Genomic DNA, 13,364 nt, shown 5'->3' on the forward strand with positions numbered 1-13,364 from the left:
AGCAACTACCATGAACGTAAATTTTTCTCGTTACGACACCTTAACCACCCTGCTAGCAGGAACTACCGCAGCCTTAACCATAGTCATCAGCCAAAGTGCGATCGCCAAAACCCCCCAAGAAGTAGCCAGCATTGCTGGGCCGCTGACAGTACAAATTAACAGTTCCCTCGGAGACGGTTCTGGGGTAATTATTGCCAAAACAGGCAAAACTTACACAGTGTTAACAGTCAACCACGTCGTAGAAAAAGCAGACGTGAAATACACCGTTCGCACGTCTAAAGGAAAAAACTATCAAGCAACCTCCGTCACCCGTTTGCAAACCGCCGAAAAAGACCCGGATTTAGCCGTAGTCAAATTTGAAAGCCCCGAAGAATATCCAGTCGCGACGATCGCCGATTCCGATCAAGCCGTCATCGGCACTCAAATCTTCGTTTACGGCTATCCCGCTACGGGCGGACTTTTCGGCGCCGAACGAGAACCCGAACTCTCTCCTGGACTCGTTACCAGCCGCCCACGCAACCGCCCGCAAGGTTACACTTTGCGGTATCAGGCCGTAACTTGGAGTGGCATGAGTGGCGGCCCAGTTTTTGACTCCGAAGGCCGAGTCATCGGTTTACACGGACAAGGGGAATTCGGTTTCGCGCAAACGAGTTCCGGCGAAGTCGCCCCGATTAAAACCGGATTTAACGCAGCAGTTCCCATCAATACATTTATCGCGAAGCTGGTGGCGGCGGGAATCAACAAATCTGAGTTGAAAGTAGACAATACTCCCGCAACCAGCGGCCCGGTATCCACCGCCAATCCGCAAGATGCTCAAGCTTATTATTTTCGAGGACTTTCGCTGTTAGATCAAGGAGATGCTTGGGAGGCGATCGCCGATTTCAACAGAGCACTCGCTTTCAAGCCCAAATATACCCCTGAATTGTATTTTAATATCGGCAATGCCCGCACTTTCATCGCCAGCCTCGAAACAACCCGCGGGCCCAGGCCTAATAGCGCTATTAGCGCTATTAGCGCCATTGAAGCATACACGCGGGCGCTCGAAGCCAATCCCGGTTTTGCCGACGCTTACTACAACCGAGCTTTAGCTTACCTGGACAACAAAGACCAACCCCAAGCAATTGCCGACTTTCAAAAAGCAGCAGAACTTTACAAGCAAGGCGGCAGAACCAGCGCCTATCAAGACGCGCTCAACAGAATCAAGCAATTGCAGTAGAATTAGAAGTTAAGAATTAAGAATTAAAAATGGGATTATTCATTTTTAATTCTTAATCAAGTTCATACAAACAGCAGGTAAATAACCATGACTGCTATCACCTTAAACCTCAATTCCCTGATTAAACTAACTTCAGAACAGTTTTATCAACTGTGCGAAGAAAACCCTGACTTGAAACTCGAACGCAACGCCAACGGAGAATTAATTGTCATGCCGCCAACCGGAGGAGAAACAGGGAAACGCAACTTAACAGCAGGAGCTCAACTCTGGACGTGGAACGAACAAACCGAACTCGGTGAAGCCTTTGATTCCTCCACAGGATTTACTCTGCCCAATAAAGCCGATCGATCTCCTGATGTCTCCTGGGTATAAAAATCCCGCTGGGAAGCTTTGACACCCGAACAAAAAGACAAATTTATCCCCCTATGTCCTGATTTTGTAATCTAGTTGCTTTCTCCCAGTGACAGCTTGAAAAAGACTCAGGAAAAAATGCAAGAATATAGGGAAAATGGCTGCCGTTTGGGTTGGCTGATTAACCGCAAAAAACGCGACGTTGAAATTTATCGCCCCGGTCAAAATGTGGAAGTTTTACACTCTCCTCTCACTCTTTCTGGGGAAAATGTTTTACCTGGAATTGTTCTCAATTTGCAAAAAATTTGGAATTAGCAGAATTCAATTTTGACTTATTATATCATCTTCAATAAAATAACCGTTACCATTTCCTAGTGAGGAAGGCAAGTCAGAGGGATTTGGATCAGGACTCTCGGTTCTCACTACGAATAATTTTTATTATCGTTCCAGCAGACATAATATTAGCTGGAAATTTGATAAAATTATAAGTAGCCATAAAATTAACAGGCTATAATTATGGTTCAAATAATTGCAGCTACAAATGTCACATTAGAAGAATTAAAAACACTTTTTGACCTGCAACTTGTCACAGACAACCAAAGTTTCAGAGAATGGCAAGACGAATTGCCAGAAATCACAGACTTTCAAAAATGACAGCTAGATCAGATTAAAGCGGGTTACTTCAACTTGCGGTAGTATCGGCCGATGCTAAAAAAAACCATCAGTTTGTCGATCGTGTATCCGCTGTTATTTGCTGGCGAGTTTTATCTCAATACGGTTCACTTAAGACTCCTTATGCTCGGAGATCCCCCTAAATCCCCCTTAAGAAGGGGTACTTTAAGAGCTTTCTTGTTCCCCCCTTTTTAAGGGGGGTTAGGGGGGATCGGTCTTAAGTGAACTGTATTGGGATTCATTCCGAAAGCAGACTCAGGACCCAGAAATAAAAAACCTGTATCCGATAAAGGAGCCCCCGAATTGATCCGTGGGGTCAATACTTCAAATCTCAAATCTCAAATCTCAAATCTCAAATCTCAAATCTCAAATCGATTGACTCTTTCCTCCTGGCTTTTGGCTCCTAACTCCAATTTCTAGCTGGGCTGCTTTCATTGAAATGCTCCCTCGATAACTAAACTGGATTCGGGATCAGAGGTCGAATTAACTCCATAATTTGGTCATAGTTAAAGTTATTGACCGAATCAATTAGCGCACTGGAAAGGGTAGATTTAGATGCGGGAATTTGTTGGATTAGCTCGTTCATGACTTCAGGATCAACATAGTAGGCAGCTTGATACATTTGTTCTAACCACTGAGAGGACATCACGGCTATATCTTCGGGAGATAAAGAATCAACCAATAGTTTTTGGGAATCTTTTCCTACAACTGTGTAGATGTACTCTACTCCCAAGTGCTGAGCGAGTTTGTCAAAGATGAGCCGTTCCTGAAATGGCTTGCTCATAAAGTCGTCACAACCAGCCCTAAGAGCTTTCTCTCGATCGTCTTCAAAAGCACTGGCAGTTAAAGCAATAATGACAGTCTCTTGTCCATGAGGGTGTTCTCTAATGCGTTTGGTAGCTGTATAGCCATCCATGATCGGCATTCGTAGATCCATCCAAATCAGGTGTGGGGACCAACTTTCCCACAGGGATAGTGCTTCAACTCCCTGTGTTGCTTCGCGCACCTCAAAACCGACTGAGGTAAGAAGTTTGACCAATAAGCGGCGATTTTCGTCTATATCTTCAACCACAAGGAGGCGATAAGTTGGTTGTCCTGGAGCTATACCAATCACTCTTTGTTTAAGCAATTCTGAGGCAAGGCAGACTGCTTGAGGTAACTTTACCCCAAGTTCAAAGTAAAAAATGCTGCCCTGATTCAATGTGCTTTGAACCCGAATCTGACTACCCATGAGTTGGACAAATCTTTGGCTGATAGCTAGACCTAGACCAGTACCTTGATTCAATTTATGCCCCGCTTCAGCTTGCACAAACGCCTTAAATAAACTCTCAATTTCTGTTGGAGCAATTCCCACTCCAGTATCCTCAATTTCAAAATATAGGCGACAGGACGTTTGGTCGCTCTGTTCCGATATTACTCGTAAGGTGACGCTTCCTTTATTAGTAAACTTTATCGCATTACCGAGCAGATTGACTAAGACTTGATACAGCTTATGCTCATCGGTATGGACAAATTGGGGAAGATTGGGGTCGAGCTCGAAAATTAGTTTCAATCCTTTCGATTGGGCTTTAATTTGCAACATTTCTTCAATAGAAATCAGCAAAGATTTTAGGTCAAAGTCAGAAAGAGAGACTGTCATCTTTCCGGTCTCTATTTTAGATAAATCTAAAATTTCGTTAATCAATGCCAATAAATGTGTGCCGCTACGATTGACGATGGCCAGATCTTGTTGGAGTTCGGGAGTCAGAACAGGATCGTAACTCATCAATTGCGTAAATCCCAAAATAGCATTGAGAGGAGTACGCAGTTCGTGGCTCATATTGGACAGGAACATACTTTTGGCTCGGTTTGCTGTTTCTGCTGCTTCCTTAGCTTGCTGAAGTTCCAACTCGGCTTGTTTGCGATCGTTAATGTCAATTAAATATCCCAACATTTCCACTGGTCTACCTACAGGATCTCGAATTAGTCTGAGTTGACAGAGTATCCAGCGATAAACCCCATCTGAGCGACGAAGACGGTATTCATGGAAATAAAAATCATTGACGAATAAATTGTCTAAGCCATTAACCACTCGTTCTAAATCATCTGGGTGTAAGTTATGCACCCAAAAGTCAGAATCTTCTAAAAAATCAATCCTTTCATAGCCCAATACATCTTTGATATTTTCGCTCATGAACGTTGCTGCATAATTGCCATAAGGTTGACAGCCAAAAATAACGACGGGGCTGTAGTTCAGGAGAAAGTTGAGGCGATTTGTGGTAGATTGCAAGGCTTGCTCAGCTTGTTTCAGCTCTGTCACATCCTCCTGAACGGCCACATATACAGTTCCATATTCAGGATGCTCAAACCTAGATGTATGAACCCTGCACCAAAAGAGAGTTCCATCTTTTTTCTTATTGTAGACTTCATATTGTGCTTCTCCGTCCCGATCGAGTTTAACAACAACATCTTCAACGGTTTCGTCGGGTGTAACCTCTGTATCGACGTAATTTATTACACCAACGGGTTGACCGGCGAGTTCACCCTCTGCATAGCCAAACATCGCGTCAAACTTGGGATTAGTGTAGACGATCGTGAGGTCTGAGGCTTTAATTAAACACACTCCACCTGCCATGTTATGGATAATAAGACTCTGAAGCTCTAACGCCTTTTGAGCTTCTTTTTTAGCGGTAATTTCTTGGATCTGAGCAATAAAATGTAGTGGGTTTCCCTGTTCATCTTGTACTAGCGATCCATTAAGAAGAATCCAAATTATATGTCCTTGTTTATGGAAATAGCGTTTTTCCATTTGGTAAGTTGAAATGGTTCCTGCTAAGAGTTGATGTACATAGCTAAGATCCCCGTCTAAATCGTCAGGATGGGTAATGTCTTGGAAAGTTAACGCTAACAACTCTTCTGATGAGTAGCCAAGAATCTGACATAAGGCAGGATTTACTTTAATCCAGTGTCCATCAAGTGAAACGATCGCCTTTCCAATGGACGCATTTTCAAAGGCATTGCGAAACTGCTCTTCACTGTTTCGTAAAGCCACCTCAATTTGTTTGCGTTCGTTTTCAGCCCACTTGCGCTCATTGATCTCCTTCTCTAAGGCTTGAATCGCCACAATAAGTTGAGCTGGACTAGGTAAAGCTAAGGCTGATGGAATTAAAAACACTAGCTCAGATGCAGTATATATAGAAATCAGAGCAGTAATAGCTTTAAGTCCTCCATAAATCCAATAAGTAGGAAACCAAAGCGTCCAAATTTCCATGATATGAGTTGTACCACAGGCAATGATGAAGGCGCTAAACAGAAATAATACTTTCGGAAAAGGAGTATCTGGGCGCTGTCGCACAAAGTACATTAGCATGATTGGGATGGAGTAGTAAGCTAAAGCAATTAAACCATCGGATAAAATATGTAATCCTACTAAATTTGTTTGCCAGAGATAGCAGTGACCATGAGGAAGGAATCCTCCACTTTCAAAAAAATGTGTAATCATACCTAACCTGAATTATTCATGAGTGCTGAAGTGCTTAGCGATTGAGTTCGGCCATTGCCGGCTTCATCATCGAAGTTTTACCGGCAAAACCACTTTTGAGTAGGGAGATGTCAAATTGCCAATCTAGCAGCACGAGACATCTGATCGCAATGACGAGTAGACTTGCTCTTTCAGAAATGTGCTTGTTCATACAGCAGATTGCGTTGAAAAAATGTTCTCCTAATGTTAGCCGAAACGAAGAAGGGCAACTACGGAGAGATTATCCCTACCTCAACAAGTCAGATTTTGTAGGGGCTGTGGCAGCGTGCCATTCCTCGAACTCTGCGATCGCAGGACTTCTTTCAGGGTAAAGTGAGTGTATCACCTCATGATTCAACTATACTCTTATTCATAGGGTGATAGTCCTCTGGCAAAAAACTATGGAAACCAGTAGCGTTCTCGATAGAACTAGCGATAGAGTTAGCGATCCAGCTACCAACTACCGAGGCAATATTTTAATTGTTGACGATCTGCCTGATAACCTGCGTCTTCTGGGCCGTACTTTGAGCGCACATGGTTATAAAGTTCGCTGTGCCACAACAGGCGACATGGCGATCCGAGCCGCCCAATCACCATGGACGGAACTAATTTTACTCGACATTAAATTGCCAGATTTGGATGGCTATGAAGTTTGTAAACAATTAAAATCTGACGAGCAAACCGCAAGCATTCCGATAATTTTTTTGAGTGTTCTGAATGAAACTTTCAATAAGGTTCAGGGGTTTGCTGTTGGTGCCGTAGATTATATTGCTAAGCCGTTTCAAGTCGAAGAAGTATTAGCTCGTATCGAAACTCACCTAACCATCCGACGGTTGCAAAAAAGCCTCCAAGAGCAGAATTTACGTCTCTTGAGAGAAATGGAAGAACGTCAACGTCTCGAAGCATCCCTCTTTGCCGAAAAAGAACTAGCTCAAGTGACGCTCCAATCGATTGGTGATGCAGTTATTACTACCAATGCTCAAGGTAATGTGCGATTTTTCAATCCTATCGCTGAGCAACTGACAGGCTGGAAGGCTCATGAGGCTAAGGGACTCCCCCTGTCTACAGTCTTTGAAATTGTCAATGAAGTAACGCGAAAGCCATTAGAGAATCCGATCAACAAGGCTTTGTTGGAGAAGCGAATTGTGGGCTTAGCTAACCATACTATACTTATTTCGCGCGAGGGGACTGAGTATGCCATTGAGCACTCAGCAGCACCGATTCGAGACTCCCAAGGCCAAATTATCGGGGCAGTCATCGTCTTTCATGATGTTACCGAATCGCGCAATATTGCTCGTCAACTCTCTTGGGAAGCCAATCACGATGCTCTGACGGGTTTAATCAACCGTCGAGGATTTGAGCAGCGACTAATTGAGGCGATCACCTCTGTTCAAGATAGCAATCAGCAGCACGCTCTCTGTTATTTAGATTTAGATAAGTTCAAAGTCGTTAACGATACCGCAGGTCATTGTGCTGGCGATGAGCTACTGCGCCAAATCACTAGACTTTTACAAAAGGGAGTCCGCGCTAATGACACACTGGCTCGCTTGGGAGGTGATGAATTTGGTCTTTTGCTTACTAAATGTCCCCTCTCTAAAGCCGCTCTAATTGCGGAAAAGCTCAAAGACATAGTGCATCAGTTTCGGTTTATTTGGGATAGCAAAACCTTTATCATCGGGGTCAGTATCGGAGTTGTTGCCATTAACCAAGCCAGCCAAGATTTGATGGAGGTTATGGGGGCGGCTGATGCAGCTTGTTATGCTGCCAAAGGCAAAGGTCGCAACTGTGTTCATGTTTATCGTCGAGACGATGACGAACTAATATAATTAGACAACCTGGTGAGAGGCAGTTGATTCCCCCAATCAGCCATCCGTTAGAAACCAATCGTTTTTGTCTCTACTTCCAAAAGATTGGCTCTATTACCTCTAACCCCTCATTAGATCCGTATGAATTTTTTAAGAATGCTAGATAAAAACGGAGAAAGCGTTGCTCCCCATTAGTTTATTCTCACCGCCGAGCGTTATGGCTAGATAATCAAGAGCAATTGTTGTTGGGTAATCGAAACTTTTTTGTCGAATTATCATAAGTTATTTGAACTAAATGTTTTTAGTAAAAACTTGTATACAATCACTATTTCTGGCGCTAGCAGTCGAGTTTTTTTATTTTTATTGTGCCATTTTATCCCGTTTTAGATGTTGAGGTCGCGGTCTCTAGTGTGAGTTACCGCACTTTTTTAGGTATTCCCATCCTCAGAGTTTGGCGACTTGTTCTATCCCGGTTTTTTGGCCGATCGCACCCTGTTCCTTCAGAATTACCAAGGCGAACCGATCATTGTAAAAGCGGCCCAATAATAAGGATGCGACAAATTTCGATCGCCCCTGGCGGCCAACTCCGACGGCAAAGGCAGAGCTTGATTGTTGCCCGATCGTACCAAATAACCATCTTGCAACCGCACTTCACCCCGCAACATCGCCAACTGCGCTTGCCGCAAAGCCTCCGCCTTAATCGGCGCTGTACGCAACTGCTGGTAAAACTCAGTCATCAGCCCCAAAGTACCGACATCGCTGACATACCACAAACTCGCCAAAGCCGATTTTACCCCCGCGTGCACCGCCAACCCCGCAAACCCCAACTCAGCTTGTTCGTCTCCCACCGCCGTAGTACAGGCACTCAAAACCAACAACTCCACCTGCGGGTTAGATAACTTCAACTGATCCAACTGATTCAACCGCAACTTAGTATCCCAAAACTGAATGTAAGAATTTTGGGCCCCCCCAGGCTGAAAATCGCCGTGAGTAGCTAAATGAATAATTTTGTATTGCGGTTGATTGCGCTTCTGCTTCAAATTTGCCAAAGTAAAAGCTTCATTGAGAAAAGACGAACCCGGCCAAATCTTGCCCACAATTGTCGATATTTCCAGCGGCACCGCAGGCAAAGGATTTTGATCGTATTGGGCCGGAAAATTCGACGCACCCATCGCTAACACTTCGGAACCCTTAACATCGGCATAGCGAGTATCAGTTAAACTTAAACTCGGAATCAGCCCCAAACTGTACTTTTCTACCAAAAACTGCTTGCCGTCGTAAAGAGCAGCCAAAGGCAAAGTTCGCAAACCTGAATCCATCGAAAACACCAAGGTGTCAATCTTGTTAGCATCCAATTCCGGTTGCAGCGGTGCAATTAACCACTGGTAAAGTTCCTCGGCAGGTTCCTTGTAATCAGCAGCATTCAATCTCCTGGGAATTCTGATAGCATTAGTGAATTCTTTAGCAACTTGCAGAACTGTCTCGCGGCTTGCAGGCACGCTTTTAAAAACATTTTTGCCGTCTGGCAATAACAACACAAGTTCTAAATGTTTCTGTTTCGCCCACACGTAAAGGATGGCGGGTTTAACCCCAGTCAACTGATTGACGCTGTTGAGAGTATCTCGAATACTTTTCTGCGTAACTGACTTTTCAGTGACAGTGCCCCCAAAGTAACGTTCAAATTCCCGGCCCTGAGTTCTATCCCTTTGCTGCACTGCGTCGATCGGATTTATTTGCGCGATCGAGTTCGATCGAGAAATCTCAGGAACCCTCACATTCCCGATACTTTCTGCACTCACCGCACTCGCGGGCTTCTGTGCAGTTGCCTGCAAGCTGCCGTTTTCTGTCGCTGCAGGCGCGGCCAAATTGTCTTGTAACACCGACGGCGACAGCAGTACCTGGCCGGCCGCAGTCTCGTTCGACTGAGCCTCAACAGGGACAGCAGTAGGTTCTGGCGAGACATTTGCGTTAGTGCTCTTGGGCACCGGCGCTGCGGGGCCGAGACTCACCTGAGTCACAATTTGTTGAGAATTGGCTGTAGTTTTCAGTTCCACGCTGGTAGTTGGTGCCGGACTCGGCACGAGCGCCAGCCGCCCGATCGCAGTTGAGGAGGTGGCAGTGTTCGACTTCGAGTTTCCCGTCCCAACAGTCGCCGCCGTGCAGGTTCCCGACGGGCAAGAGCTTTGCAGCAGCGTCTGTGAACCCGATCGAGCCAGCCCCTCTGTAGAAATGCTGACCTGGGCGCGCTCAGCAGCCGTTCCTGTTCCCGCAGCCCGAAACGCTCCCCCAGCCTCGATTGCCACATCGCCGCCCGTATTGCCGCGAGCTTTGATCGAAACAACTTCAACATCTTTCTGGCCGGTAATTTGGCTCGAACCGGCACTTCCCGATTGCGAACTCGAGTTGATCACCCCTGTAACGATCCGGCCCGGCGCCGCAATCGAAATATCTCCCCCGCTTCTGGCACCAAAAGCATCGATGTTGCCGGTTTCTACCGCACCGGTGCTGCGAATATTGATAGGGCCCGCCACCCCGGAAGTTGAGCGAGATGAAACCGTACCAGCAGTCAACTTGCCTTGAGTGCTAGTGATGTTAATCCCCGCAGTCGAGGTAACATCTCCGACGGCTACAGTACCGCCCATCAGAGAGATCGTGGCGTTATCAGTGCCGACGGTCGCACCCGTTCCCACGATCGCGCCTGTGCCCGACGGCGATTGAATCGTCGTCGGATCTTGAAATGTCACCGCTACTGGCGTGGAATTCGGCGTTGAATTGGGCGCTGGAGAACCAATCGTGATCGCACCGCTACCGTCAGGGCGCCCGATCGCGATCGAAGCAAACCCATTCCGAAAAGTGTTCAATTCAGCAGCAGTCAAGTTCAGAGCTTCTGTACTGCCCGAACCTTGAATTATAATATTTTGACTAGGATCGGCCGGTTGCAGCACCAGATTGCCGTTGCTGGCGATCGAATTTTTGTCACCCGTCAAGTCTATATCGCTGCCGGTTAAAGTAATATTTCCTGGTGTTTTCGAGCCGCCAGCTTCGATCGCGCCTGCTGTGACTCCATTGCGCCCCGTTAGCGTCACATTCCCCGCGCGATCGCCCCTCGTGTCGATCGCCCCGGCAGTCACGGTACCCTGTGCAGTAACACTAACATCTCCCGCCGAAGTGCCTATATCTTCGGAAGGATTGACAGAAGTGTTGATGGTGCGGGCCGTTCCAGTAAGTAGCTGACCGGTTGTGACATTGCCTGCGGTGCTGACGATGCTAATTTCCTGATTGTTGGTAGTGATATTTCCGGTACGGATATTGCCGTCAGCTTTGAGAGTAATTGAGGCATTGTCTGCCCCTGTCAAGGAACTTGTGGTAGTGATTGTTCCCAAACCCGCTGGCGATTGAATAATTAGCGGATCGTAAAATGTGAAATCGTTAGCAATCAGAATTGAACCGATACCGTTGCTGCGCCCGATCGTAATTCCAGCAAACCCATTTTCCAAACTTCCGAGGTCGTTTGCCGTCAGATTCAAATAAATATTAGTACCGACATCTCCAGAACCGCCGATCGCAATATTTTGACCGGGACTCCAAGGTTGCAGTACCAAAAAGCCAGTACCGCTGAGTGAATTTTTGGCACCAGTCAAATTAATTTCATTACCAGTCAAAGTAATGTTTCCCGATCCCGCTGCGATCGAGCTCACTCCCAGAACATTCCGAGCCGTCACAGTTACATTTCCCGCCGCTTCCGGGCCGCTGGCATCAAGTTTTTGGGCCGTTACGTTCAGGCCGTCGATCGCAATATTCCCGCTGCTGCCGGTGCTGGGATTGGATGAAGAAATGTTGTTGGCAACAGTCGAACCCGGACTAATCAAACTAATATTTCCCCCGTTACTCGACAAATTGCCCGCAGTAATTTGACTTCCCTCCAGGGCGATCGCACCGCCCGCCGTGCTAATTGTATCTCCAGAATTCATCGAAAAAGCACCCGCACCATTGCGATCGGCATCTGCTCTCAATGTTACCGAACCAGTAGTTGCTTGAAAGCTCAACTGATTGTCCGCCAAATCAGCAATTGTAATATCATTGAGCGCTTCGAGAACCACATTTGCAGTCGCCGACATACTTTCCAAAGCTTTAGCCGAAATTGTCAGCGAAGGCTCAGAATTATTTTCCTCTCCTGGTAGCGTTCCTGTTGCCAAAATATTATTGTTGGCAATTATTGCCGCATCGCCCGCAGCTTCTGGGGAATCTGTAATTAAAATATTTTCTGGATCTAACAGCAAAGTCCCCAAACCGTTTGTCCCAGAGGTATCAACAGTACCGTTAAAAATCAATCTTTGCTTGCCCGACACTTCTACAAACCCGCCAACACCTGCGGTTCCCGTTGCAGAAACGCCATTTGCGCTGATGCTGCCCAAAAATGCTGTTGTGTTGTCAGCCCAGACAAAGACTCTGCCGCCGTTGCCTGATTCAGTTGCGTTGGCGGCGATCGAACTTTTGCCATCCACGTAAGTCATCCTGGCATTCGGCACAGTTCCCTCGCCTCGGTAATCTCCCCCGATCCGCACCGTTCCGCCACCGTCCGGCCCCGAAGCCTCAATCTTCGCTCCAAACAGCCCTACCTTGTCGCCCAACACGTTGACGCTTCCTCCCGCGCCCCCCCTGGCAGACACGTCCGCAGCACCCGCTACCAGCGCAGTTCCAGCACCTGCAGGCACTGTTTGGCCGCCTGTGAGCACGACTTCACCTTGAGCGTTCGTAGTTATACCCGTAGCGTTAGCCACGCCGGGGCCCGAAAGCAGCCGAGGTAAACTCTGGGGAGAGAAGGGAACACCTTCGGAACCCGACATTCCGGCTGCCGGAGAAACTTCTAAACTCAGCAAAAGTCCGTTTTGACTCAACCGCACCAGATTTTCGCCCGGAACAGCCGCCACAGTAATTTGACCGCCTGGGGCTGAAAGTTGTCCTGTACTAATGACCGTACCGCCCAGCAAAGTCAAATTTTGCCCCGTGCCGACAGCCAAGTTACCGGCATTGACAATACTCGCCGGCTGTGGGCCAAAAATAAAAGCATTCGGCGTTCCGACGAGGGCCGCGTAGTCGTTCGCCCCAGTACCGTTGAACCAGCCGTTGTCAAAACCGATACCGCTAGCGGTGGTAGCCAAAAAAGACCCGGACACGTCGAGTCGGGCATTTGTTCCGAAGATAATGCCTGCGGGATTCATCAGCAACAAATTAGAATTGCCGCCGCTAACTTGAATTAGGCCGTTAATTAAGGAAGCGTCGCCCCCGACAACGCGGCCGAGGATATTTTTAACGCTTGGGTTGGAGATGAAATTGGCAGTTTCGCCAGCATTCAGGCCAAACCGAGTAAAACTGTGGAACAAATTTGCTCCGTCTCTGGATGTAGTGCCGCCTTGAATGTCGTAGCGAGGGGGCGACGCTGTACCTGGGGCGGTGACATTGGTTCCGGTGCCGTCTGGGGCTGGAGTAATAGATTGTGCCCCAGCAATTTGAGATTGGGGATAAATTGCCACGACTACCCATCCGTTGCTGTTTTCTTTGAGGAAAACCAGGGTGGGGAAAAAATCTAATATTAAAAATCCAGCAAGGGGAATTGCTGCCAGAATCGACCGCACAGCACGTTGAGCATTCATAAGTTTGCCTCGGTCTAGACCTTAATTCGAGTTTAAAATTGAGATTTTAGGTAAAAAAGAGTCGATCGCACCCCAATGCTGACACTTCCTAACGCGAACTCTCGATCGCAAATCTTAAATTTTAAGTCTAAATTTGATTGTGTCACCAACATAGCAAAGACTGACAG

The 13,364-nt window shown here is 46.8% G+C and carries 6 protein-coding genes and 1 pseudogene; 4 read left to right on the forward strand and 3 right to left on the reverse strand.

Going from position 1 to position 13,364, the window contains the following annotated elements:
* The first annotated feature begins 10 nt into the window (after positions 1-10).
* The 3 genes and pseudogenes from QUB11_RS15110 (at position 11) to QUB11_RS15120 (ending at position 2,221) form a co-directional block, all read left to right on the forward strand.
* Positions 11-1,216, forward strand: a complete 1,206-nt coding sequence (locus QUB11_RS15110) for a tetratricopeptide repeat-containing serine protease family protein (protein WP_333390991.1) — start codon at positions 11-13, stop codon at positions 1,214-1,216.
* Between the two features lie 87 nt (positions 1,217-1,303).
* Positions 1,304-1,882 (forward strand): annotated as a pseudogene (locus QUB11_RS15115) (Uma2 family endonuclease).
* 201 nt (positions 1,883-2,083) lie between these two features.
* Positions 2,084-2,221, forward strand: a complete 138-nt coding sequence (locus QUB11_RS15120; RefSeq protein ID WP_333202440.1) for a hypothetical protein — start codon at positions 2,084-2,086, stop codon at positions 2,219-2,221.
* A 472-nt stretch (positions 2,222-2,693) separates the two neighbouring features.
* On the opposite strand, the gene QUB11_RS15125 is transcribed toward QUB11_RS15120, so the two are convergent.
* Together QUB11_RS15125 and QUB11_RS15130 are read right to left on the reverse strand one after the other, a co-directional pair.
* Positions 2,694-5,720 carry a PAS domain S-box protein gene (locus tag QUB11_RS15125; RefSeq protein WP_333390994.1) on the reverse strand — a complete coding sequence of 1,009 codons (3,027 nt, stop codon included), beginning with the start codon at positions 5,718-5,720 and terminating at the stop codon, positions 2,694-2,696.
* Between the two features lie 34 nt (positions 5,721-5,754).
* Positions 5,755-5,910 (reverse strand): hypothetical protein, encoded by a 156-nt coding sequence (locus QUB11_RS15130; protein ID WP_333202444.1) that lies wholly within the window; start codon positions 5,908-5,910, stop codon positions 5,755-5,757.
* A gap of 229 nt (positions 5,911-6,139) precedes the next feature.
* Here QUB11_RS15130 and QUB11_RS15135 point away from each other — a divergent pair, with 229 nt between their 5' ends.
* The gene (locus tag QUB11_RS15135) at positions 6,140-7,564 is read left to right on the forward strand and encodes a diguanylate cyclase domain-containing protein (RefSeq protein ID WP_333390996.1); all 1,425 of its coding nucleotides are present in this window, start codon (positions 6,140-6,142) and stop codon (positions 7,562-7,564) included.
* Positions 7,565-8,049: 485 nt separating this feature from the next.
* Here QUB11_RS15135 and QUB11_RS15140 read toward each other — a convergent pair whose 3' ends face one another.
* On the reverse strand, positions 8,050-13,197 hold the full coding sequence (locus QUB11_RS15140) for a CHAT domain-containing protein (protein WP_333390999.1): 5,148 nt from the start codon (positions 13,195-13,197) through the stop codon (positions 8,050-8,052).
* Positions 13,198-13,364: the final 167 nt, after the last annotated feature.

Source organism: Microcoleus sp. B6-A1, from assembly GCF_036705085.1.
Classification (GTDB): Bacteria; Cyanobacteriota; Cyanobacteriia; order Cyanobacteriales; family Microcoleaceae; genus Microcoleus.

Coding starts and splice junctions, on each gene's coding strand:
- QUB11_RS15125 (WP_333390994.1), bottom strand. CDS start 5,720: ATGATTACACATTTTTTTGAAAGTGGAGGATTCCTTCCTCATGGTCAC.
- QUB11_RS15135 (WP_333390996.1), top strand. CDS start 6,140: ATGGAAACCAGTAGCGTTCTCGATAGAACTAGCGATAGAGTTAGCGAT.
- QUB11_RS15130 (WP_333202444.1), bottom strand. CDS start 5,910: ATGAACAAGCACATTTCTGAAAGAGCAAGTCTACTCGTCATTGCGATC.
- QUB11_RS15120 (WP_333202440.1), top strand. CDS start 2,084: ATGGTTCAAATAATTGCAGCTACAAATGTCACATTAGAAGAATTAAAA.
- QUB11_RS15110 (WP_333390991.1), top strand. CDS start 11: ATGAACGTAAATTTTTCTCGTTACGACACCTTAACCACCCTGCTAGCA.
- QUB11_RS15140 (WP_333390999.1), bottom strand. CDS start 13,197: ATGAATGCTCAACGTGCTGTGCGGTCGATTCTGGCAGCAATTCCCCTT.